Origin of the sequence: Streptomyces sp. NPDC015346 (assembly GCF_043078785.1) — a bacterium.
Lineage (GTDB): Bacteria > Actinomycetota > Actinomycetes > Streptomycetales > Streptomycetaceae > Streptomyces.
Genome location: NZ_JBIBTW010000004.1, coordinates 633,592 through 655,419 on the forward strand (window position 1 = coordinate 633,592; position 21,828 = coordinate 655,419).

The window sequence follows — 21,828 nt, forward strand, 5'->3', positions numbered from 1 at the left end:
CCCGCAGGCCACCGTGCGGATCCTCGTGCGCCACGCCACCCCGTACTCCCGCGCGATGCGGGACACTGGATGTTTGGCCGTCACCGGAACGGCACGGGAAGGACCTGAAGGCGTTGAACGGACCACTCATCGTCCAGAGCGACAAGACGCTGCTCCTGGAGGTCGACCACGAGCTGGCGGAAGCCTGTCGCCGTGCCATCGCGCCCTTCGCCGAGCTGGAGCGGGCGCCCGAGCACATCCACACCTACCGCGTCACGCCGCTCGGGCTGTGGAACGCCCGCGCGGCCGGTCACGACGCCGAGCAGGTCGTCGACGCGCTGGTCGAGTTCTCCCGCTACCCCGTCCCGCACGCGCTGCTCGTGGACGTCGCCGAGACCATGGCCCGCTACGGCAGGCTCACCCTCTCCAAGCACCCCACCCACGGCCTCGTCCTCACCAGCACCGACCGGCCCGTCCTGGAGGAGATCCTCCGGTCGCGGAAGGTGCAGCCGCTGGTCGGCGAGCGCATCGACCCCGACACGGTCGCCGTGCACCCGTCCGAGCGCGGGCAGATCAAGCAGACGCTGCTGAAGCTCGGCTGGCCGGCCGAGGACCTCGCCGGGTACGTCGACGGCGAGGCGCACAAGATCGATCTCGCCGAGGACGGCTGGGCCCTGCGCCCGTACCAGAAACAGGCCGTCGAGGGCTTCTGGCACGGCGGCTCCGGGGTCGTCGTGCTGCCCTGTGGAGCGGGCAAGACGCTGGTCGGGGCCGGTGCGATGGCGGAGGCGAAGGCGACGACGCTGATCCTGGTCACCAACACCGTCTCGGCCCGGCAGTGGAAGCACGAGCTGGTCAAGCGGACCTCGCTCACCGAGGACGAGATCGGCGAGTACAGCGGTACGCGCAAGGAGATCCGGCCGGTCACCATCGCCACGTACCAGGTCCTCACGACGAAGCGGAAGGGCATCTATCCGCACCTGGAGCTCTTCGACTCCCGGGACTGGGGCCTGATCGTCTACGACGAGGTGCACCTGCTGCCGGCGCCCGTCTTCAAGTTCACGGCCGACCTCCAGGCGCGGCGGCGGCTGGGTCTGACGGCGACGCTGGTCCGGGAGGACGGGCGGGAGTCGGACGTGTTCTCGCTGATCGGACCGAAGCGGTTCGACGCGCCGTGGAAGGAGATCGAGGCGCAGGGCTACATCGCGCCGGCCGACTGTGTCGAGGTCCGGGTCAATCTCACCGACTCCGAGCGGCTCGCGTACGCGACCGCCGAGACGGAGGAGAAGTACCGCTACTGCGCGACGACCGCGACGAAGCGGAAGGTGACGGAGGCGCTGGTACGGAAGTTCGCCGGGCAGCAGATCCTCGTCATCGGCCAGTACATCGACCAGCTCGACGAGCTGGGTGAGCATCTGGACGCGCCGGTCATCAAGGGCGAGACGTCGAACGCGCAGCGCGAGAAGCTCTTCGACGCGTTCCGCAACGGCGAGATCAGCGTGCTGGTCGTCTCGAAGGTCGCGAACTTCTCCATCGACCTGCCGGAGGCGACGGTCGCAATCCAGGTGTCGGGCACCTTCGGCTCCCGCCAGGAGGAGGCACAGCGCCTGGGGCGTGTGCTGCGGCCGAAGGCGGACGGGCACCAGGCGCACTTCTACTCGGTGGTGGCGCGCGACACGATCGACCAGGACTTCGCCGCGCACCGGCAGCGGTTCCTGGCGGAGCAGGGGTACGCGTACCGGATCATGGACGCGGACCAGCTGCTGGCGGACGACTGAGGCAGGCGGCGGGCGGCGGGCGGTAGAGGGGGGCGGGGGTTGCCGACCCCCGCCCCCCTTCCCGTTCCTCCTGGAAAAAGTCGTTCGCGCGCCGCGCGCACGGAAGCTATGCTCTCCGACTTCCCCGCCTCCCTCCCCGAGTGGAGCGCCGCCGTCCGGTCGGAAACCGGCGGCCGCCCAGTCATGCCCGCATCGGACTCGCATGTCCGCGCACTCGGAGGCACCGCCATGTCCGCTTCGGACGACCCGCTCGCGCGCGAGCGCGCCCATCTCGCCGACTCCCGCGCCGCCCTGCGCGCGATGCGCGAGGACGTCGAGGCGCTCGACATCAAGGACGTCACCGCGAACTGGGTCAACGCCGTCGTCCTCGGCGCGCAGATCGAGGAACGGATCAAGGCGCTCGCCGACCTCTCCCACACCCCGCTCTTCTTCGGCCGGCTCGACTACCTGCACACCACGCAGGAGGGGCAGCGCTTCTACATCGGCCGCCGGCACGTCCACGACGCCGACGGCGACCCGATGGTGATCGACTGGCGCGCGCCGGTCTCCCAGCCCTTCTACCGGGCGTCGCGGAAGGACCCGCAGGACGTGGGCCTGCGGCGCCGCTTCGGTTACACGGGCGGCGAGCTCACCGCGTACGAGGACGAGCACCTCTCCGACCCGGCGGAGCTGGAGCAGACCAGCAAGCTGCTCCAGGCGGAGATCGAGCGCCCCCGCGTGGGCCCGATGCGGGACATCGTCGCGACCATCCAGCCGGAGCAGGACGAGATCGTACGGTCGGGTCTCGCCGGATCCGTCTGCGTGCAGGGCGGCCCGGGCACCGGAAAGACGGCCGTGGGCCTGCACCGTGTCGCGTACCTCCTCTACGCGCACCGGGAGCGGCTGGCCCGCACCGGCACCCTCGTCATCGGGCCGAACCGGTCCTTCCTCCACTACATCGAGCAGGTGCTCCCGGCGCTCGGCGAGCTGGAGGTGCGGCAGGCGACGGTCGACGACCTCGTCGCCCATGTGGAGGTGCGCGGGACGGACGAGGCGGCGACGGCCGTCGTCAAGGGTGACGCCCGGATGGCGGAGGTGCTGCGGCGGGCGGTCCGCTCGCACGTCACGCTCCCCACGGAGCCGCTGATGGTGGTGCGCGGCTCGCGCCGCTGGCGCGTACCGGCGTACGAACTGGAGGAGATCGTCGCCGAGTTGCTGGACCGGGACATCCGTTACGGGGCGGCCCGGGACGCGCTGCCGCAGCGGATCGCGCACGCGGTCCTGGTGCGGATGGAGCAGGCGGGCGAGGCTCCGGACGACCGCGTGCAGGACGCGGTGGCCAGGAACGCGGCGGTGAAGGCGGTCGTCAAGGCGGTCTGGCCGCCGGTGGACCCGGCGAAGCTGGTGCTGCGGCTGCTGAGCGACGCCGAGTTCCTCGCGGAGCACGCGGCCGGTGTGCTGACCGACGACGAGCAGAAGCTGCTGCTCTGGGCGAAGCCCGCCCGGTCGGTGAAGTCGGCGAAGTGGTCGGCGGCGGACGCGGTCCTGATCGACGAGGCGAAGGACCTGGTGGAGCGCACGCACTCGCTCGGCCATGTGGTCCTCGACGAGGCCCAGGACCTGTCCCCGATGCAGTACCGCGCGGTCGGCCGCCGCTGTACGACCGGATCGGCGACGATCCTCGGCGACCTGGCGCAGGGCACCACCCCGTGGGCGACCGAGAGCTGGGCGCAGGCGCTCGGGCACCTGGGGAAGCCGGACGCCGTGGTGGAGGAGCTGACGGCGGGCTTCCGTGTGCCGCGCGAGGTCATCGCGTACGCCTCCCGTCTGCTGCCGCACATGTCGCCGGGGCTCGCGGCCGTCGAGTCGGTCCGGGAGAACCCGGGCTCGCTGGAGATCCGGCACGCCGCGCCGGAGGAACTGGACGCGGCGGTCGTCGCGGCCTGCGTCGAGTCCCTCGGCCACGAGGGCTCGATCGGCCTGATCGCCGCCGACGCGCGGATCGCACCGCTGGCGGAGGCGCTGACCGCCGCCGGCCTCACGTACCTCTCCCCCGGCGAGGAGACAACGGCCGCGTCCCGACTGACGCTGGTCCCGGCGTCGCTCGCGAAGGGCCTGGAGTACGACTACGTGGTCTTGGACGACCCGGCGGCCGTCGTCGACGGCGAACCGGACGAACGCACGGGCCTGCGGCGGCTGTATGTGGCACTGACCCGCGCGGTGTCCGGCCTGACGGTCCTCCACTCCTCGCCGCTCCCGGAGCAGTTGGCCCGCTAGCTCTCTGGGTCGGCTAGCTCCGGAGGAAGGCGCGGACGCTCTGGGAGACGGTGTCGTCGCCGAGGAGCGCGTTGTGGTCGAGGCAGCCGGCGGCGTGGTTGACGGCGCCGGTCAGCGGGACGCTGCTGTCGGGGTTGATGACCTCGTCGCAGTTCGACCACCAGGTGGCGTACCGCACGGCGCCGGGTGTCTCGTCGCCCTCCGCGAGCCGTTTCTGCACGTAGGAGCCGGGGGTCATGTCACGGCAGGCCTGGTCCCACAGGGCGCAGGCCCAGGCCGTGCTGGTGCCGTGGTTGGGGCCGGCGAGCGAGGCCCAGTGGGCGACGGAGGACTGGCCGGCGGCGTCGAACTTGACGTACCAGCGGGTGACGAGGCTGCCGAAGGAGTGGGCGACGAGGTCGACCCGGGCCGCGCCGGTCTGCCGCTTCACGGTCTCGATGTACGCGGCGAGTTCGCCGGAGAGGACTTCGTTGACGGACCGGTGGGTGTCGTAGCCGAAGGAGAACAGCTCGGCGTCTGTGTAGCCGTCGGCCTTGAGGTCCTCGCGCAGGCCGCCCCAGACACCGGGGTCGGCGTTGTAGCCGTGGACGAAGACGACGGGGGTACGGGCGGTCGCTTCCGCCGCCTCGGCCGCGTGGGCCGCGTGGGCGGTCGTGAGCGGGATGAGCAGGGACGCGACGACGGCGAACAGTGGAACGATCCTGGCGCGGAGCCTCAACACGCTTCCCCCTCTGCGGTGTTACGCACGAGTAGTCAGGGGCATGGTGAGGCCTGCGAGCCAAGAAGAACAGCCCTGTGCGGGCCGGGAGTTGGGGGCGGCCAGCGCCTCACGCGCCCCCCGTCTCACGCACGGCCGCCTCACGCGCGGCCGCCTCAAGCACCCGCTTCGTACTCGGGCAGCGCCTCCGTGAAGGCGCGGCGGGCGACGGCCGCCAGGGGCGGGTTCGTGAGCCGGTAGTGGTGCTCCGTGACCACGCCCCAGCACAGCGCCCATCCCCGCCCCCGCGCCCAGGTGGCGTCGTCGACCTCGGCGGCCTCCCGGAAGAGGGGGCGGGTGTCGGCGGTGAAGAGGGTCCAGGCGGCCATCATGTCGCAGGCCGGGTCGCCCGTACCGAGGCCGCCGAAGTCGATGACGGCGCTCAGCCGGCCGTCGCGGGCCAGCACGTTGCCGGGGAGCAGGTCGCCGTGGACCCAGACCGGGTCGCGCTCCCACTGCGGGAGCCGCAGGACGGACTCCCACGCCTCGGTCACCGCGGTCGCGTCCAGGGTGCCGTCGGAGCCGAGGTCGCGGACGGCGCCCGCCATGTGCGCCCCGCCCCACTCGGTGACGTGCCCGCCCCGGAGGGAGCGAGGGCCGCCGGACGCGTCGACGCGCCGCAGGGCGGCGCCGAACCGGCCCAACTCGACCGCCGCGTGCGCCAGATCGCCGATCGGGGCGTCGAAGGCGTTCTCGCCGTCGAGCCAGCCGTACACCGACCAGGGCAGGTCGTAGCCCTCCGCGGGCACCCCCTTGGCGAGCGGCACGGGGACGGGCAGCGGGAGGTGCGGGGCGAGGCGGGGCAGCCAGCGCTGCTCCTTGTCGACCTGCCGGGCCGCGGACGGGAGCCGGGGCAGCCGGACGGCCATGGCGTCGCCGAGGCGGTACATGGCGTTGTCGGTGCCGGCGGAGGGGACCGCGCGGACCGGGAGCCCCGCCCACCGGGGGAACTGCCCTCCGACGAGCCGGCGTACGAGGTCCTCGTCGATGTCGACTTCGTCGGGGCGCGGGTGCGTCTTGGGGGCGGGCATGGCGGGAGGGTAACGAGGGGCGGACCGGGCGGCCAGGGAATTACGGTGTGGGCGGCGCGACCACGAGAAGGGTGCACACGATGACCGACACGGAGAAGCGGCCGGTGACCGTCGTCACGGGCGGCAGCCGGGGGATCGGCGCGGCGACCTGCGTACGGCTCGCCGACGAGGGGCATGACCTCGTCCTCGGGTACGTCAGGGACTCCGCCGCCGCCGAGGAGACGGCCGCCGCCGTACGGAAGGCCGGCGCGCGCTGTGTCGTCGTACGGGCGGACACGGCCGTCGAGGCGGACGTGGAGCGGCTCTTCGACACGGCGGAGGCCGAACTGGGCCCGGTGACGGGCCTGGTCAACAACGCGGGCGTGACGGGCCCGCTGGGGCGCCTGACGGACGCCACGACGGAGAACCTGCGCCGGGTGGTGGACGTCAACCTCCTCGGCTACCTGCTGTGCTGCCGCCGCGCGGCCCGTGACATGAGCGCGCGGGGCGGCGGCGCGATCGTGAACATCTCCTCAGCGGCGGCGACGCTGGGCAGCCCCGGCGAGTACGTCCACTACGCGGCGACGAAGGCGGCGACGGACGCGCTGACCGTGGGCCTCGCCAAGGAGTTGGGCCCGCAGCACATCCGCGTCAACGCCGTCGCGCCGGGCACGATCGAGACGGACATGCACGCGACGATGGGCGACCCGGACCGCCCGGCCAAGGTCGCCCTCGTCACCCCTCTCGGCCGCGCGGGCCGCCCGGACGAGATCGCGGCCGCTGTCGCCTGGCTGCTCTCCGAGGACGCCTCGTACACGACGGGCACGATCCTCCGCGTGGCGGGCGGCCGCTGACATCCGCCGGACACTCCCTAGGGGTGTCCGGAAAGTAGCGCCAAGCGAGACCTTCCGGACACGACCTAGGCGTCCAGCGCCTCGCGCCAGGTGCGAACCGCCTCCAAGGAGACCGGCTGGGTCCAGCCCTGCGGGCGGGCCGCGCCGCCGATGTGGAAGGCGGTGAGGCCGGCCGCGCGGAGTTCGGGGAGGTGGTCGAGGCGCAGGCCGCCGCCGACGAGGATCTGCGGCTCGTAGCCCGGCTCGCCCGAAGCGGCGCGGGCGGCCTCGGACTTGAGGACGGGGAGGCCGTCGTCGACGCCGGTCGGCGCGCCCGCGGTGAGGTAGGTGTCGAGGCCCGGCAGGTCCGCGAGCTGCTTGCGCAGGGCGTCGCGGTCGGCGGCGCGGTCGATGGCCCGGTGGAAGGTCCAGCGGCAGCCGTCCAGGACGGCGATCAGCCGCTCGACCGCCACCAGGTCCGGGTCGCCGTGAGCCGTGAGGAAGCCGAGGACGAACTCGTCCGCGCCCGCCTCCCGAAGCTCCGAGGCCCGTGCCACCAGCGCGTCGAGCTGGCCGGGGTCCCCCGCCGCGAATCCGTCGGTCAGTCGGAGCATCACGCGCAACGGGATGTCCACGGCGGCGCGAACCGCCGTGAAACCGGTCCGGGACGGGGAGAGGCCGTCCGCCGCCATGTCGGTGACCAGTTCGAGGCGGTCCGCCCCTCCGGCCTGGGCGGCGACGGCGTCCCGCTCGTCGAGGGCGATCACCTCAAGGACTGCACGGTTGCTCATCGAGCCCATTCCTCCATGAATGACGGCTACAGGTCTAGTCCAATGACCAGACTAGCCGTGCGAGTGGCCGTCCGCATCGTGCGTGGCGTTCCCACTCGGCGCGGGCGTCGTCGCGTGCCCCGGCCCCGCGTGGACCGTGAACGCCGCCGTCCGCACCTTCCCGCCGTGCTGGAAGTCGAGGAAGAGCCGGTACGTCCCCGCGCTCGGCGCCGTCGCCGTGAAGGAGACGTCCGGACCGGGCCCGCCCTCGTTGGGGTGGACGTGGAGGTAGGCGAGGTCGCCGTCGCGCAGCGCGACCAGGTGGCCGTACGCCCCGAGGTAGGGCTCCAGGTCGGTGACCGGCTTGCCCGCCTTGGTGACCGTGAGCTTCAGCTCGCCGGCCTTGCCCGGGTCGAGCGTCCCGCCGAGCGTGACCTGGTAACCGTCGACGGCGGCGGTCGGCGCGGCGGCCGGGAGCGGCTGCGGCGCGTACGCACCGGGTACGGACAGGTCCACGCCGAGGGTCACGCCCTTGGCTCCCGCGACCGCCGGCTTGAAGTCCGCGAAGGCCTTGTAGCCACCGGCCGCGGGCAGGTCGACCGGCGTCGACCAGGTCCCGTCGGCCGCCCGCACGGGGTGGAGGTGGCGGTAGACCGTGAGATCGCGCGAGGCCACGATGAAGTGCAGTTCCTTGCCGTGCTCGGTCGTGAACGCGGTGACCTTCCTGCCGCTCGCGTCCTTGACCGAGAACCTCAGCACGCTCTTGCCGACGGCCGGCCTCGGCGTCTCCATGGCCAGCGTGTAGCCGCCCTCCGAGACCTGCAGGCCCCCGGCGGGTGATGCCTGGGCCGCCGCCGCGTGGTCCCCGCCGTGGCCCGCGCCCGCGCCGTGCTCCGATGACGCCGCGTGCTCACCGTGCACGGCCTTCCGCGGCTCGTCCACGGGTCCGACGCCCCTGCCGACCCCGTACGCGGTCCCGAAGGTCGCGGCGAGGGCGGCGGCGAAGGCCGTGATCTTCACTCCGGTGTTCATGGCAGCTCTCCCGTACGTGAGTAACCGTTCGATGCACCTCACCATACCCCTGGGGGGTATCAAGTCAAGCCGGGGAATCGCTTGCGTCGCCATACGGCAGGGGGGTATACATGGACCCAGACGGATACCCCCCGAGGGTATCCAACCCAGCGAGGAGGAAGACATGGGTTCCTGCTGTACTCCTGACAACAGCTGCTCGACCGGCGCGGAGGGCACCACCACCGCCGTCGCCGACAGCACGGCCACCGTCTACGCCGTGTCCGGCATGACCTGCGGACACTGCAAGACCGCGATCACCACCTCGGTCGGCGCGCTCGACGGAGTCATCTCCGTGGACGTCGACGTCGCCGGCGGCCTGGTGACCGTGACGACCGGCGGAGCGCCCGACGACGCCGCGATCGCCGCCGCCGTCGACGACGCCGGCTACGAGCTGACCGGCCGGGCCTGACCGTCCGGCCGAGCCCCATCCCGGCCGCCGGGGCCCGTCCGTCCATGGGCCCCGGCCCCCGAGTTCCCGACTTCAGGGCCGGCCGCCACGAGTCTCCACAGAAAGAGGTGCACCTTGTCCACCACGACGACACCCGGCGCCGCCCAGGTCGAGCTCGCCATCGGCGGCATGACCTGCGCCTCGTGCGCGGCCCGTATCGAGAAGAAGCTCAACCGCATGGACGGGGTCGAGGCCACCGTCAACTACGCCACCGAGAAGGCGAAGGTCACCTTCGACGCGGACGCCGACATCTCGGTCGCCGACCTGATCGCCACCGTCGAGGCCACCGGCTACACCGCCGCCGAGCCCACCCCGCCGAAGGCGGAGTCCGCCGGCGACGAAGGGCCGAGTGATGACGAGAAGGCCGACGACGAGCTGCGGCCGCTCAGGCAGCGGCTGATCACGGCCACCGCCCTCGCCGTCCCCGTCATCGCGATGGCGATGATCCCCGCCCTGCAGATCGAGTACTGGCAGTGGCTGAGCCTCACGCTCGCCGCCCCCGTCGTCGTCTACGCCGCCTGGCCCTTCCACCGCGCCGCCTGGACCAACGCCAAGCACGGCGCGGCCACGATGGACACCCTGATCTCGGTCGGCACGATCGCCGCGTTCCTGTGGTCGCTGTGGGCGCTGTTCTTCGGCACCGCCGGTACGCCCGGGATGACGCACCCCTTCGAGTTCACCATCGCCCGCACGGACGGCGCCGGGAACATCTACCTGGAGGCCGCGGCCGGTGTCACCGCGTTCATCCTGGCCGGCCGGTACTTCGAGGCCCGCTCCAAGCGCAAGGCGGGCGCGGCGCTCAAGGCGTTGATGCAGCTGGGCGCCAAGGAGGTCACCGTCCTGCGGGGCGGCCGGGAGGTCACCGTACCGACCGCCGAACTCGCCGTCGGGGACCGCTTCCTGGTCCGCCCGGGCGAGAAGATCGCCACCGACGGCACCGTCGTCGAGGGCTCCTCCGCCGTCGACGCCTCCATGCTCACCGGTGAGTCCGTCCCCGTCGAGGTGGGCGTCGGCGACAGCGTGACCGGTGCCACGCTCAACGCCGGCGGCCGCCTGGTCGTCGAGGCCACCCGGATCGGCGCCGACACCCAGCTCGCCCGGATGGCCAAGCTCGTCGAGGACGCCCAGAACGGCAAGGCCGCCGCCCAGCGCCTGGCCGACAAGATCTCCGCCGTCTTCGTGCCCATCGTGATCGCGCTCGCCCTCGGCACGCTTGGCTTCTGGCTGGGCACCGGCTCCGGACTGACGGCCGCGTTCACCGCCGCCGTCGCCGTCCTGATCATCGCCTGCCCCTGCGCGCTGGGCCTGGCCACCCCGACCGCCCTCATGGTCGGCACCGGCCGCGGCGCCCAGCTCGGCATCCTCATCAAGGGCCCCGAGGTCCTGGAGACCACCCGCAAGGTCGACACCATCGTCCTGGACAAGACCGGCACCGTCACCACCGGCCGGATGACCCTCATCAAGGTCCACACCGCCGACGGCGTGGCCGAGACCGACGTCCTGCGCCTCGCGGGCGCCCTGGAGCACTCCTCCGAGCACCCCCTCGCCCAGGCCGTCGCCACCGGCGCCGCCGCCAAGGTCGGCACCCTCCCCGCCCCCGAGGACTTCGCCAACATCCCCGGCCTCGGCGTCCAGGGCGTCGTCGACGGCCACGCCGTCCTCGTCGGCCGCGAGAAGCTCCTCCAGGAGTGGGCCATGGAGCTCCCCGAGAGCCTCAAGTCCGCCAAGGACGAGGCCGAGAAGACCGGCAAGACGGCCATCGCGGTCGCCTGGGACGGCAGGGCCCGCGCGGTCCTGGAGGTCGCCGACGCCGTCAAGGAGACCAGCCCCGAGGCCATCAGGCGGCTGCGCGCGCTCGGTCTGACCCCGATCCTGCTCACCGGGGACAACAAGGCCGTCGCCGAGGCCGTCGCCGCCGAGGTCGGCATCGACGAGGTCATCGCCGAGGTCATGCCCCAGGACAAGGTCGACGTCGTCAAGCGCCTCCAGGGCGAAGGGCGTTCGGTCGCCATGGTCGGCGACGGTGTCAACGACGCCGCCGCCCTCGCCCAGGCCGACCTGGGCCTGGCGATGGGCACCGGCACGGACGCCGCCATCGAGGCCGGCGACCTGACCCTCGTACGAGGGGACCTGCGGGCCGCCGCCGACGCCATCCGGCTCTCGCGCAAGACGCTCGGCACCATCCGCTCCAACCTCTTCTGGGCCTTCGCCTACAACGTCGCCGCCCTGCCGCTCGCCGCGGCCGGACTGCTCAACCCGATGATCGCCGGGGCCGCCATGGCCTTCTCCTCGGTCTTCGTCGTCGGCAACAGCCTGCGCCTGCGCGGCTTCCAGGCCGCCGACCGCTGAACACCGCCGCCGACCCCGGCCGCTGAACACCGACCGCTGAACACCGACCGCTGACAGGAGGCCGCCGTGGCCGGTTACGTACAGCACAAGGAAGACATCATCAGACGCCTGAGGCGCATCGAGGGGCAGGTGCGGGGGGTGCAGCGGATGGTCGACGAGGACGTCTACTGCATCGACGTCCTGACCCAGGTCTCCGCCATCAACGCGGCCCTCCAGTCCTGCGCCGTGGCCCTCCTGGACGAGCACCTCAGCTGCTGCGTCACCGAGGCGATCGCCCAGGGCGGGGACCAGGCGAAGGTGAAGGTGGGCGAGGCGTCCAAGGCCATCGCCCGGCTGATCAGGACGTAAGCCTCCTCGATCGAGGAAGTCAACCGCCCTTGCGTGAAGGACAGTCGACGGCCGGCGTGATGCTCAGGCGAAGACAGAGCCCGAGCACCCGCCGGAGGAGCACCAGCTCCGCCGAACCGGGCAGCCCGGGGCCGCAGACCTTCACGCAGGGGCGGTTCGTCATCAGGGTCGACATCCCGCCATCGTACCCCTAGGGGGTATATCTATGCCGGGTGAGCGGCCCGTACGATGAGCGGCCCGCAGGACCTGAGGGGGAGGGGACGCGCGTGCGTCGGCTGGGTGAGCTGGAGGCCGAGATCATGGACCGGCTGTGGGCCTGGCAACGGCCCGCGACGGTCCGCGAGATCGTCGACGACATCAATCTGGGGCGCCGGGTCGCCTACACGACGGTGATGACGGTGGCGGACATCCTCCACCGCAAGGGCTGGCTCCGCCGCGAGAAGGCGGGCCGGGCCTGGCTGTACGAACCGGTCCGCAGCCGCGAGGAGTACACCGCGGCCCTGATGCAGGACGCCCTCGGCGACAGCGCGGACCGCCCGGCCGCCCTCCTGCGCTTCGTGGAGACCATCTCCCACGAGGACATGGAGGCGCTGGACGCGGCCCTCCGCACGGCACGGGGGGCAGGGGGACCGCCCGGGGGCGCGGTCCGGGCGGGGGCTTCGGGTACGGCCGGGCACACGGACGCCGCGGCACACGCGGGAGCCGCCGGACACGCGGGAGCCGCCGGACACCCGAGCGGCGCGGGACACGCCGACACCGCCGGACATGGCGGCGCCACCGGACACACGAGCGCCGCCGCGCACGCCGGACACGCGCACGTCTCACACGCGGACGCCGCCGTGCACGCGAACGCCGCCGCACACGCGAACGCCGCCGGACACACCGGCACCGCCGCACACGCGAGTGTCGCCGAAGGCGCTCCGCGCCCCGGCCGGCGTGGTGCCGCCGCCGACGCGCGTCCCCGTGGCGGCGCCGCGTGAACCATCACGCGCTGCCGCCGCTCGGGCTCGCCCTGCTCTCCGGGCTTCTCATCCCCTGGCTCCTCGTGCGGGCCCGCTGGGCCCAGCAGGTGCCACGCCTGGGTCTCGCCGTCTGGGCGGTCAGCGGCGCGGTCTTCGCCGCCTCCGCCGCCTTACTGCCCGCGCAACTCGTGCTCTCCGGAGACAGCAGTCACCGGCTGGCCGACCGGGCGCTCACGCTCCAATTCCCCACCCCCACCCGGGTTCTGGAAATGACCGGGCGCGAATGTCTCGCCTTTTCTCTCGCGCTCGCCGTTCTCGCCCTCCCCACCGCCGGATTCGTCCGCGAACTGCTGCGTGCCCGGCGGGCCCGCATGCGGCACGCGGGTGTCCTGCGCCTGGTCGGGCGGTACGACCCGGCTCTGCGGGCGACCGTGCTCGATCACGACCGGCCCGCCGTGTACTGCCTTCCCGGCCGCTCACGCAGCGTCGTCGTCTCCTCGGGCGCCGTGGACACGCTCACCACGGCCCAACTGGCGGCGGCCCTCGCGCACGAGCGGGCGCACATCGCCGGCCGGCACCACCTGCTGGTCGCGGCGGCGGAGGCCTTCGCCGCCGTGTTCCCCCGGCTCCCGCTCGCGCGGCACGGCGGGACCGCCGTACCGCTGCTGCTGGAGATGACCGCCGACGACCGGGCGTTGCGGCGCTGTTCACGGGACGCCCTGGCCACGGCGCTGTACGCGCTCGCCTCCGGCCAGGCGCCGCGCGAGGCGTTCGCGGCGGGCGGGCCCTCGGCGGCGCTGCGGATGCGGCGGATCCTCACCCCGCACCGTGCGGGACACCCCGTGCTGCGGGGGCTGTCGACGATCGCGGCGGCCGCGGCGGCGGTGGCGCCGTTGATCGTCGCGTGTTGTTCCATCCCCGGATAATTGACTCGGTTCAGCGACCGGCCAGTACGTATTTACTAAGTGAATTCGTAGATTTCGCATCGGTCACATCGGCCTGAATTCCCGGCTATTGTGGGTATGTTGGCGCTCAGGCTCGGCACGTCGAGAGGTACGAACCAATGCAGCTGGCTGACGTGCGGACGGCGGCCGCCGCGGACGCGACCACGATATCCAGGCTCCTTGCCGATGTCATTCGGGGCAGTTACGACGGAATACTCGGCGAAATCCCCGCCCGACGCCTGGCCGCCACTCAATGCGCTCTTCCCCGCATCCGCGCGGAAATTGAAATTCCGGGCGGCGCACCCGGCTGGCTGGGCTGGCTGGTGGCCACCGACACGGACGGCGCGATCATCGGCGCGGTGGCGGGCGGGGTGCCGGTCCCGGGCGAGGGCGAGCTGTACGCGCTCTGCGTCGCGGAGGGCGCACGCCGGCGTGGCGCGGGCTCCGCGCTCCTGACGGCGACGACGGACCGCATGCGGCGGTTCGGGGCACGGGAGATGCGCGTGACCCTGCCCGCGCCGCAGGACCCGGCCCTGCCGTTCTACGAGAAGCAGGGCTTCGCCCCGCTGACGCCCACGCGCTGGAGCCTCGCCCTCTAAAGGCCACCGACACCTCCCGCCCCTCCCTCGCCCCCTCCACGAAACGCGGCTCGTGCGTGGCCGAAGTACGCCATCGCGTGTTCACGCCGCCCGATCCACTGGATCCCGTCCCCCCGCCCCCGCCAGGATTGACCCAGCGGCGCGGCCCCGGCGGCACGGGCGCCCCGCCCGGACGGCATGGACCGAGCGAGCCCCTGGAGGAGCGATGCACACACCGAGCGGCACATCACTGCCCGTCGTGCCCGCAGCGCTCGCGCCGGTCCTGCCGTCCCGATACGACAGCGGCGTCGTTCCCGGCCCCGGCGCCGGCATCCGCGTCACCTCCGACAGCCTCCCCGGTCTGGAGTCCGTCGCCCCAGGCGACCCCGACTCGATCTGGCTGTACGACGCGCTCCTCGGCCCGCACAGCGCGGACATCGTCCGCTACCTCGGCCTCGCCCGCGCCACCGGCGGCCCCGTGCTCGACCTCGGTTCCGGCGCGGGCCGGCTCACCGTCCCCTTCGCACGGCACGGCTTCGCCGTCGAGGCCGTCGACCGGGACGCCACCGCCCTCGCGCGGATCGAGACCTGGGCCCGGCGCATCGGGCCGCAGGTCGCCGAGCTGATCGGGACGACCCGGGCGGACCTCACCGAACTCCGCCTGGACCGTACGTACCGGCTCGCGCTGCTCGCCGGCGCCATGGTGTCCGCCGTCCCCCCGAGGGCCCGCCCCGGTCTGCTGCGCGAGATCGCCTCGCACCTGGACACCGGCGGCGCCCTCGCCCTGGACTACACCTCGCACCTGCTGCCCGGCCTGATCGCCGAACCCCAGCGGACCTGGGCCTTCCAGGTCCCCCGGTTCGACGGGATCGACGAATGGGTGGTGGCCCGGCAGGTCTTCGACCTGCGCGCGATGAGCGAGCGGATCACGTACTACGCGGCAAGGACCGGCAAGCTCTCCACCGAGCGGGTCGTCCTGACCACCGACAAGTGGATCATCGACCCCGAGCACCTCGCGGCCGAGCTGCACTCCGCGGGCCTGCACATCGAGGGCCGGCGCCGGCACCGTATCGACGAACGTACCGAGAGCGTGCTGCTCGTCTGTCGTACGGACGGGTGACCGGAGGGCTGACCGGAGGGGCTGACCGGACGGCTGACCCCCATTCCGAAAGGGCAAGAGGTACGATGCCCACAAATGTTTGAGCCGACCAGGTGGCGGGCGGGCGGAGAAGATGGCAGTCGTGGATGAGCTGACGGGCCGCGAGGCGGTGATCCAGCGCCTGCGCGACGTCGGGCTGCGGGTCACGGGCCCGCGTCTCGAGGTGCTCACGGTGCTCGCCTCGGCCGGCCACCTCGACGTGGAGGCGATCACCGCTACCGCTCGCGAGCGCCTCGGCACCCTCACCAGCCAGGCCGTGTACGAAATGCTCCGGCACTTCCAGGAGACCGGTCTGGTCAGCAAGTTCGACCGGCCCGGGCTCCCGGCCGTCTTCGAGATCTCGGGACCGCCGCACCAGCACGCCCTGTGCGTACGGTGCGGGCGCGTGGAGAACGTGGCGGCGGACGCCCCCGAGCCGCCACGCCGCGGCCTGTCCGGCTGGAGCATGAGCGAGGCCGAGATCGTCTTCAAGGGCCTGTGCCCGGACTGCGCCCGCGAGGCCGCGTCCGACTGACCCCCGCCAGGGTGGCCGGATCGGCACCAGCCATGGCCGGAAGACCCCCTCCGACCAGCTGAGACCCGTTGAACACCATGCGTGGCGTTCGATTCTGTGGCAGGGTCTAGCGGGGCGATTCAACGGGATCCACAGGGATCCGAGGGGAGTCTGCTGCGCAGTGTCCAAAAACGCCACCGGGACGCGTACGGGAAGCGACCAGGCTCTCGCCGTCTATCTCGAACTCCGGGCCCGCCCCGCCTCCGACCACGCCTTCGACGAGGTCGCCGACGGGCTCGACCTCTCCGCCGACGAGCGGGAGCGATGTCGGGGCGAACTCGCCACCCTGGGCCTGATCGAACCGGCCGAGTCGGCCGCGCCCGCGGTCGTCGACCCCGACGTGGCCCTGGTCCGCCTCCTGCAGTACGAGCGCGACCGGCTGGAGAGCCGGCTCGCCGAGACCAGCCGCGCGCAGACCGCCCTGGCCACCCTGGCCGGCCCCTTCCTCCGCACCTCCGACGCCCCGCGCTCCGAGGTCGAGGTCGAGATCGTCGCCGACGCCGAGCGCGTGCGCCGCGAACTGGCCGGGCTCACCGACACCGTGGAGCACTCCCTGCACGTGATGCACACCGGTTCCGTGCGGCGCGAGGACATGGCCGAGGAGCTGGAGCGCGACCGGCGCAGGATCGCCCGGGGGGTGCGCGTCCGCGCCATGTACAGCCGCCGCATCAGCTCCGTACCGGAGATGGCGCAGCACCTGGCGGAACGGGCCGCGCTCGGCGTGGAACTCCGCTTCTCCCCTGTCGTCCCGATGAACATGGTGCTCGCGGACGAGAACTTCGCCCTGCTGCCGACCGATCCGCACGATCCGGACTCGGCCGCGATCCTGGCCCGCGGGCCCGGCCTGGTCCGCTCCTACCGCGCGCTCTTCGAGTACTGCTGGCACGCGGCCACCGCCTACGGCGACGAGGAGTCGGACGCGCACGGGGGCGACGGCCTCTCCGAGCAGCAGCGGGTCGCGCTCCAGATGCTCGCCTCGGGCATCAAGGACGACCAGATCGCGAAGAACCTGGGGGTGTCGCTGCGGACGGTCAGCCGGCTGATCTCCGAAGTGATGCAGGAGCTGGACGCGGCGAGCCGCTTCGAGGCGGGCGTGAAGGCCGCCCGGCTCGGCCTGCTGGACGGGGAACCACGCGAACGGGACGCGGAGTTAGGGTGACGACGGCACGGACAAGATCGACCGATGACCGCTCGCCGCGCCGTGTGACAGGGTGAGGTGGGGGGCGACTCGGAGCGACGAGGGGGGTCACTTCGCCATGGCCACGGTGGGCGACGGCACGAACGAGCGGACCGTCGGAGCGGCCCTGACCCTCTATCAGGAACTGCGCCGACGCGGTGTGTCCAGTTTCCGGGAGGCCTGCGCGAGTGTGCGGCTCGCGCCGGAGGAGTACGAACGATGTCGTGAGGAGCTGACCTCCCTCGGCCTCATCGTGCCGACGACCAGGGCCCACGCCACGATCTCCGACGTACGGGACGCCAACTGGCAGCCGGACACGGACACGGTGGCCGCGGTGGATCCCGAGATCGCGCTGCTGCGGCTGCTCGACCGGGAGCGCGAGCGGCTGCGGGAGCACCTGGCCGAGGCGGACAAGGCGTACAGCACGCTGGAGACGCTGGCGGGAACCTTCCTGCGGGCCGGGTCGCTGACGCGCTCGGGGATCGCGGTGGAGGCGATCACCGACTACCGGCGGATCCAGCAGGCGCTGGAGGACATCGTCGACGTCGTGCAGGAGAGTTCCTGCTCGATGTATCCGAGCGGGCCCACCCGGGCGATCCCGGAGCGGATCCTCGACCGCGACCGCCGGAAGATCGACCACGGGGTGCGGGTCCGCGCCATCTACCACAGCCGGGACGCTGCCCGGCCCGAGCACGCGGAGCTGCTCAACCGCCGGGTCGAGCTGGGCGTGGAGGTGCGCATCGCGTCCGTCGTGCCGATGAACATGGTCATCGCCGACGAGCAGTACGCCGTGGTGCCGCTCCGCCCGGAGGCCCCGCGCGAGGGCGCGATCCTGGCCCGTGGCCGCGTCCTCGTCCGCTCGTACCTGAGCCTGTACGAGCACTGCTGGCACACCGCCTCCCCTTACGGCGACGAGACGGCGGCCGACCGGGGCGGCGACGGCCTCTCGGAGCAGCAGCGGGCGGCGCTGCAGATGCTCGCGTCGGGGATGAAGGACGAGAAGATCGCCCGGAACCTCGGGGTCTCGTTGCGGACGGTCAGCCGCATGCTCTCGGAACTCATGCAGGAATTGGGGGCGACGAGCCGATTCGAGGCGGGCGTCCGCGCGCTGCGCATGGGCTGGCTCGACTGAGATCGCCCCTCTCCCGTTGTCCCTCTCCGTTCTCCACCGGGAGCGAAAAGAGCCCCGCAATCGCTTCGGGCGATTGCGGGGCTCTCCTCCGTCTTCAGCTGATTACCGCTGACTCCCCAGCCGAATTCAGCCTGTGCCGGTTCAGTTGGTGGGCGCCGGGGAGGGCGCCGGCCAGTCGTCGTTGGTGCCGTCCGCCTGCTGGTGCAGCTGGGCGGGGGCGGGCGCGGTGCCGCCGGCGGCCAGCGAGGCGCCGCCGGCGACGGCCGTACAGGCCACCATGGCGATCGCGAACTGGCGGACGGTCTTGCGGATACCGGCGTTACGCGCAGCAGACATGATTCCTCCAGGAGTGGGAATGCGAATTCGGTCTTCTTCCGCCTTCCGGGGGCCCGTGCCGCCGGGCGCTCCCTGAAGACATCTCCATATTGGCCCGCCCCGGGAAACCGATCCAGAGTTTCTCCATGCGTGGACTCGCCATGGCGTGGATGCGTCAATGTGCCATCCGGAGAACGGAATTGAGAGATCCGGGACTCCCCATACCTTTGGTTAGACCAAAAGAGATGCTAGGCTTGTGGTACGGCCTTCTCGTTCCTCCAGGAGAGAGAGGCCGCCGGGGCAGGAGCGTGCCGCCGCTCCTGCCCCACCTCGTGCGGCGGCCTCGTACACCTCGATCGTCCGCACGGCGGAGTCCCGCCAGCTCATCCCCCGGGCGTGCCGGACCGCCGCCTCCCCCATGGTGGTCCGCGCCCGCGGATGCGCCGCGAGCCACAGCAGCCGGCGGGCGTACTCCACCGGGTCGTGACCGCGCACGAGCATCCCCGTCACCCCGTCCCACACCGCCGTCGGCAGCCCGCCGACCGCCGCCGCGAGCACCGGCGTCCCGCACGCCTGCGCCTCCAGCGCCACCAGGCCGAACGACTCGCTCCGCGACGGCACCACGAGCACGTCCGCCGCCCGGTACCAGTCCGCCAGCAGCGCCTGCGGGACGGGAGGACAGGGCCGCAGCACGTCGGTGACGCCCAGCTCGCGCGCCAGCCGCCAGGCCGTGCCCTCCCGGGTCACCCCCGAGTGGCCGCCGATCACCGGCACGAGCAGCCGGCGGCGCAGGTCCGGTGCCAGGGCGAGGAGCTCCGCCACGGCCCGTACGAGCACGTCAGGACCCTTGAGGGGCTGGATGCGGCCCGCGTAGAGGGGGACGAAGGCGTCGGGCGGCAGCCCGAGCCGGGCGCGGGCCGCCGCCCGCCCGTCACCGGGGCCGAAGGTGCGCAGGTCCACCCCGGGCCGGACGACCTCCGTGCGCGGCGTCTGGGCCCCGTAGAGCGAGCGCAGCGCCTCGGCCTCGTCGGCGGTGTTGGCGATCAACCGGTCGGCGGCGCCGACGACTTGGTGCTCGCCCCGGATGCGGAGCTCGGGCTCGGGGGTGTCGCCCGCCGCCAGGGCCGCGTTCTTGACCCTGGCCAGGGTGTGGGCGGTGTGGACCAGCGGTATCCGCCAGCCGACGGAGGCGATCCGGCCGGCCTGCCCGGAGAGCCAGTAGTGGGAGTGGACCAGGTCGTAGCGGCGCCGCTCCTTGAGCAGCGCGAGCGAGAACGGCACGACCAGGTCGGGCATGGCCTCCTTGGGGAGGGCCCGGCGCGGGCCCGCGTGCAGATGGCGGACCCGTACCCCCGGGGCGAGATCGACGAGCGCGGGATTGCCCTCGCCCCGGCAGCGGGTGAACAGGTCGACCTCGGCGCCCTGTTCGGCGAGGGCGCGGGAGAGCTCGACCATGTAGACGTTCATCCCGCCGGCGTCCCCGGTACCGGGCTGGTGGAGCGGGGAGGTGTGGACGCTGAGCATGGCGACGCGCAGGGACACGTGGGGCTCCTGTGAGGGTGGGCCACGTGTCCCTGCGTCGCGCACGGCCACGCGGCGGTGAGGATGAACTGTCGGGCGGTGGACGACGGACGTCCGGGCGGACGTTCAGGCGGACGTCCAGACGGACGGTCAGGCGGATTGTCAGGCGGGCACTGAGGCGGACGTTCAGCGGTGCCAGGGCGTTCGGGCGTGCCCGGGCGGTCGGCGGGATCCGGGCGTTCGCGCCTGCCCGGGCGGCCTGCGGGATCCGGGCGTTCGCGCGCGCCCGGGCGGCCGGGGACGGCGGCTCAGAAGCCGAAGACCGGGCCGGACGGCGGAGCCAGCCGGGTCCCCGGCACGGGTCCGTTCAGCGCCGACACGTCGACGGCCCGTCCCGGCTCGACCTTGAGCGCGGCCGCCAACCGGTCGGCGCCCTCCGGCATCACCGGCCGCGCCCACGCGGAGAGCGCCGACGCCACGGCCAACTGGGCCGCGAGGGCGGGCAGATGCCGGCAGGCGGTGGTCGGCCGGCAGCGTTCATGGGCGTTGACGTGCCCGAAGTCGGCCACCGAGCGGACCATCTCGTCCAGGACGGCGACCGCCCGGCGCGGATCGAAGGCGTCGGGCCCGTACGCGTCCCGGAGATCCTCCACTGCCCGGCCGAGCCGCCGCTCCAGGGTCTCCCAGCCGGTGCCGCCGGGCAGCGCCTGCGGGGCCAGGCCCGCGCACTCCTCGCGTACGGAGGCGAAGAGCCGGGAGAGCCAGCTGTTCCAGCTCTCGTCCAGCTCCTGGCGGGCCGTGGCGAGCCGGTCGCGGTGGAAGACGGTCCGGCGGCCGGTCGGGCGGGCCTGCAGGACGTGCCGGCGCAGGGTGTCGGAGCCGTACTCGGTGAGCAGGTCGAGCGCCCAGACGTTGCCCTCCTGGACGCCCTCCTGGACGACGTACGACTCGTTGACGCAGAAGTCCTGCGGCAGCTTGATGTCCTGCGCGAGGAGCAGCACCGGCAGCAGCACAGCGTGGCAGAAGGCGTGCCCGAAGCCGCAGAAGTGGATGGCGCGGCGAGGCAGCGGGCCCTTGGTGTCGTAGCCGAAGAGGTGCATCGCGGCGGCCTCGAAGCAGCCGTCGATACGGTGGTCGGGGAAGCCCTCGACCGGCACCGGCAGCCCCCAGGCGGCCGGGTGGCCGACCGCGATGTCCGGCAGCCCGTCCTCGACGAGCGACTCGCACAGCGCGGCGAGGCGGGGCGGGAGCCCGGCCGCGGCCCAGTAGTCGGCGAGCGTCTCGCGGAACGGTTCGAGCGGGACGTAGAGGCGGCGGCACCGCTTGGGGAGCGCCGGCGTGTCGCACAGCGAGCAGCGCGGCGCGATCAGGTCGCCGCCGTCGTTGGGCCGGGCGCACTCGTGGCACATTCCGCCATCGCTGACCGCGCCGCAGTGCGGGCAGCCGCCGGTGACGTGGGCGCCGTACAGCCAGCGCTCGCACGGCTCGCAGTAGGGCAGCAGGCGGGTGCGGGGGGCGATGACGCCGTCCGCGTACAGCCGGCTGAAGAGGTCCTGCACCCAGCGGCCGTAGCCGCGGTCGCGGCGCGGCCGGACGATGTGGTCGAACTCCACGCCGGAGCGCAGCCAGTCGGCGGTGATCGCCGCGCGGTAGCCCTCGGCGACCTCCTCGGGCTTGCGGTGGTGGCGCAGGGCCCGGACCTCGACGGAGCTGGCGTGGTCGGCGGTGCCGGTGGTGAACCGCACGGGCTCGCCCTCGGCGCGCAGGAAGCGGGTCAGGACGTCGGCGGCGACGTACGGCCCCGCGAGGTGACCGATGTGGAGTTCGCCGTGGGTGGCCGGAGGGGTCGCGGTGATCCAGACAGGGGTGCTCATGGGACCTCCTTGAC

Annotated in this window: 20 protein-coding genes and 1 pseudogene; 13 read left to right on the forward strand and 8 right to left on the reverse strand. The window is 72.8% G+C overall.

Features of this window, described 5'->3' with window-relative positions:
• Positions 1 to 113: 113 nt before the first annotated feature.
• Entirely contained in the window at positions 114 to 1,757 is a 1,644-nt protein-coding gene (locus tag ACF06X_RS18015) for a DNA repair helicase XPB (protein ID WP_392288222.1), read from the forward strand.
• Positions 1,758 to 1,985: 228 nt separating this feature from the next.
• Positions 1,986 to 4,013: a HelD family protein gene (locus ACF06X_RS18020; protein ID WP_392288223.1), complete on the forward strand. Its 2,028-nt coding sequence runs from the start codon at positions 1,986 to 1,988 to the stop codon at positions 4,011 to 4,013.
• A 13-nt stretch (positions 4,014 to 4,026) separates the two neighbouring features.
• On the opposite strand, the gene ACF06X_RS18025 is transcribed toward ACF06X_RS18020, so the two are convergent.
• Positions 4,027 to 4,734: an esterase/lipase family protein gene (locus ACF06X_RS18025; RefSeq protein WP_392288224.1), complete on the reverse strand. Its 708-nt coding sequence runs from the start codon at positions 4,732 to 4,734 to the stop codon at positions 4,027 to 4,029.
• Positions 4,735 to 4,886: 152 nt separating this feature from the next.
• Complete coding sequence (locus ACF06X_RS18030; protein ID WP_392288225.1) at positions 4,887 to 5,801, reverse strand: aminoglycoside phosphotransferase family protein; 915 nt, start codon at positions 5,799 to 5,801, stop codon at positions 4,887 to 4,889.
• Between the two features lie 80 nt (positions 5,802 to 5,881).
• Between ACF06X_RS18030 and ACF06X_RS18035 the strand changes: the two genes are divergently transcribed.
• Positions 5,882 to 6,634, forward strand: a complete 753-nt coding sequence (locus ACF06X_RS18035; protein ID WP_392288226.1) for an SDR family NAD(P)-dependent oxidoreductase — start codon at positions 5,882 to 5,884, stop codon at positions 6,632 to 6,634.
• A 65-nt stretch (positions 6,635 to 6,699) separates the two neighbouring features.
• Here the strand turns inward: ACF06X_RS18035 and ACF06X_RS18040 are convergent, their stop codons facing one another.
• Positions 6,700 to 7,404 carry a copper homeostasis protein CutC gene (locus ACF06X_RS18040; RefSeq protein WP_392288227.1) on the reverse strand — a complete coding sequence of 235 codons (705 nt, stop codon included), beginning with the start codon at positions 7,402 to 7,404 and terminating at the stop codon, positions 6,700 to 6,702.
• Positions 7,405 to 7,455: 51 nt separating this feature from the next.
• Positions 7,456 to 8,415 carry a hypothetical protein gene (locus tag ACF06X_RS18045; protein WP_392288228.1) on the reverse strand — a complete coding sequence of 320 codons (960 nt, stop codon included), beginning with the start codon at positions 8,413 to 8,415 and terminating at the stop codon, positions 7,456 to 7,458.
• 163 nt (positions 8,416 to 8,578) lie between these two features.
• Between ACF06X_RS18045 and ACF06X_RS18050 the strand changes: the two genes are divergently transcribed.
• From ACF06X_RS18050 to ACF06X_RS18060, 3 genes are all read left to right on the forward strand, one after another.
• On the forward strand, positions 8,579 to 8,863 hold the full coding sequence (locus ACF06X_RS18050; RefSeq protein WP_392288229.1) for a cation transporter: 285 nt from the start codon (positions 8,579 to 8,581) through the stop codon (positions 8,861 to 8,863).
• A 114-nt stretch (positions 8,864 to 8,977) separates the two neighbouring features.
• A complete protein-coding gene (locus tag ACF06X_RS18055) occupies positions 8,978 to 11,251 on the forward strand; it encodes a heavy metal translocating P-type ATPase (RefSeq protein ID WP_392288230.1) in 2,274 nt (757 codons plus the stop codon).
• A gap of 66 nt (positions 11,252 to 11,317) precedes the next feature.
• The gene (locus tag ACF06X_RS18060; protein ID WP_137994181.1) at positions 11,318 to 11,599 is read left to right on the forward strand and encodes a metal-sensitive transcriptional regulator; all 282 of its coding nucleotides are present in this window, start codon (positions 11,318 to 11,320) and stop codon (positions 11,597 to 11,599) included.
• Positions 11,600 to 11,618: 19 nt separating this feature from the next.
• Here the strand turns inward: ACF06X_RS18060 and ACF06X_RS18065 are convergent, their stop codons facing one another.
• A complete protein-coding gene (locus ACF06X_RS18065; RefSeq protein WP_392288231.1) occupies positions 11,619 to 11,774 on the reverse strand; it encodes a hypothetical protein in 156 nt (51 codons plus the stop codon).
• A 91-nt stretch (positions 11,775 to 11,865) separates the two neighbouring features.
• On the opposite strand from ACF06X_RS18065, the pseudogene ACF06X_RS18070 reads away from it, so the two are divergent.
• The 7 genes and pseudogenes from ACF06X_RS18070 to ACF06X_RS18100 all read left to right on the forward strand — a co-directional run.
• Positions 11,866 to 12,228 (forward strand): annotated as a pseudogene (locus ACF06X_RS18070) (BlaI/MecI/CopY family transcriptional regulator); the annotation flags it as partial.
• A 347-nt stretch (positions 12,229 to 12,575) separates the two neighbouring features.
• On the forward strand, positions 12,576 to 13,487 hold the full coding sequence (locus tag ACF06X_RS18075) for a M48 family metalloprotease (RefSeq protein ID WP_392288232.1): 912 nt from the start codon (positions 12,576 to 12,578) through the stop codon (positions 13,485 to 13,487).
• Between the two features lie 137 nt (positions 13,488 to 13,624).
• Complete coding sequence (locus ACF06X_RS18080; RefSeq protein ID WP_392288233.1) at positions 13,625 to 14,104, forward strand: GNAT family N-acetyltransferase; 480 nt, start codon at positions 13,625 to 13,627, stop codon at positions 14,102 to 14,104.
• Positions 14,105 to 14,309: 205 nt separating this feature from the next.
• Positions 14,310 to 15,203: an SAM-dependent methyltransferase gene (locus ACF06X_RS18085; protein ID WP_392288234.1), complete on the forward strand. Its 894-nt coding sequence runs from the start codon at positions 14,310 to 14,312 to the stop codon at positions 15,201 to 15,203.
• Between the two features lie 121 nt (positions 15,204 to 15,324).
• The gene (locus ACF06X_RS18090) at positions 15,325 to 15,756 is read left to right on the forward strand and encodes a Fur family transcriptional regulator (protein ID WP_392288235.1); all 432 of its coding nucleotides are present in this window, start codon (positions 15,325 to 15,327) and stop codon (positions 15,754 to 15,756) included.
• A 160-nt stretch (positions 15,757 to 15,916) separates the two neighbouring features.
• Complete coding sequence (locus ACF06X_RS18095) at positions 15,917 to 16,954, forward strand: LuxR C-terminal-related transcriptional regulator (protein WP_392288236.1); 1,038 nt, start codon at positions 15,917 to 15,919, stop codon at positions 16,952 to 16,954.
• Positions 16,955 to 17,051: 97 nt separating this feature from the next.
• Complete coding sequence (locus tag ACF06X_RS18100; RefSeq protein WP_392288237.1) at positions 17,052 to 18,104, forward strand: LuxR C-terminal-related transcriptional regulator; 1,053 nt, start codon at positions 17,052 to 17,054, stop codon at positions 18,102 to 18,104.
• Between the two features lie 141 nt (positions 18,105 to 18,245).
• On the opposite strand, the gene ACF06X_RS18105 is transcribed toward ACF06X_RS18100, so the two are convergent.
• The 3 genes from ACF06X_RS18105 to ACF06X_RS18115 form a co-directional block, all read right to left on the reverse strand.
• On the reverse strand, positions 18,246 to 18,440 hold the full coding sequence (locus ACF06X_RS18105) for a hypothetical protein (RefSeq protein WP_392288238.1): 195 nt from the start codon (positions 18,438 to 18,440) through the stop codon (positions 18,246 to 18,248).
• Between the two features lie 210 nt (positions 18,441 to 18,650).
• A complete protein-coding gene (gene mshA / locus ACF06X_RS18110; protein WP_392288239.1) occupies positions 18,651 to 19,961 on the reverse strand; it encodes a D-inositol-3-phosphate glycosyltransferase in 1,311 nt (436 codons plus the stop codon).
• Between the two features lie 287 nt (positions 19,962 to 20,248).
• The gene (locus ACF06X_RS18115) at positions 20,249 to 21,814 is read right to left on the reverse strand and encodes a class I tRNA ligase family protein (protein WP_392288240.1); all 1,566 of its coding nucleotides are present in this window, start codon (positions 21,812 to 21,814) and stop codon (positions 20,249 to 20,251) included.
• Positions 21,815 to 21,828: the final 14 nt, after the last annotated feature.

Bases quoted from the DNA above. Each gene is read 5' to 3' on its own strand.
- ACF06X_RS18085 (WP_392288234.1), top strand. From the start codon at position 14,310: ATGCACACACCGAGCGGCACATCACTGCCCGTCGTGCCCGCAGCGCTC.
- ACF06X_RS18035 (WP_392288226.1), top strand. From the start codon at position 5,882: ATGACCGACACGGAGAAGCGGCCGGTGACCGTCGTCACGGGCGGCAGC.
- ACF06X_RS18030 (WP_392288225.1), bottom strand. From the start codon at position 5,801: ATGCCCGCCCCCAAGACGCACCCGCGCCCCGACGAAGTCGACATCGAC.
- ACF06X_RS18100 (WP_392288237.1), top strand. From the start codon at position 17,052: ATGGCCACGGTGGGCGACGGCACGAACGAGCGGACCGTCGGAGCGGCC.
- ACF06X_RS18115 (WP_392288240.1), bottom strand. From the start codon at position 21,814: ATGAGCACCCCTGTCTGGATCACCGCGACCCCTCCGGCCACCCACGGC.
- ACF06X_RS18050 (WP_392288229.1), top strand. From the start codon at position 8,579: ATGGGTTCCTGCTGTACTCCTGACAACAGCTGCTCGACCGGCGCGGAG.
- ACF06X_RS18065 (WP_392288231.1), bottom strand. From the start codon at position 11,774: ATGTCGACCCTGATGACGAACCGCCCCTGCGTGAAGGTCTGCGGCCCC.
- ACF06X_RS18045 (WP_392288228.1), bottom strand. From the start codon at position 8,415: ATGAACACCGGAGTGAAGATCACGGCCTTCGCCGCCGCCCTCGCCGCG.
- ACF06X_RS18040 (WP_392288227.1), bottom strand. From the start codon at position 7,404: ATGAGCAACCGTGCAGTCCTTGAGGTGATCGCCCTCGACGAGCGGGAC.
- ACF06X_RS18020 (WP_392288223.1), top strand. From the start codon at position 1,986: ATGTCCGCTTCGGACGACCCGCTCGCGCGCGAGCGCGCCCATCTCGCC.
- ACF06X_RS18080 (WP_392288233.1), top strand. From the start codon at position 13,625: ATGCAGCTGGCTGACGTGCGGACGGCGGCCGCCGCGGACGCGACCACG.
- ACF06X_RS18105 (WP_392288238.1), bottom strand. From the start codon at position 18,440: ATGTCTGCTGCGCGTAACGCCGGTATCCGCAAGACCGTCCGCCAGTTC.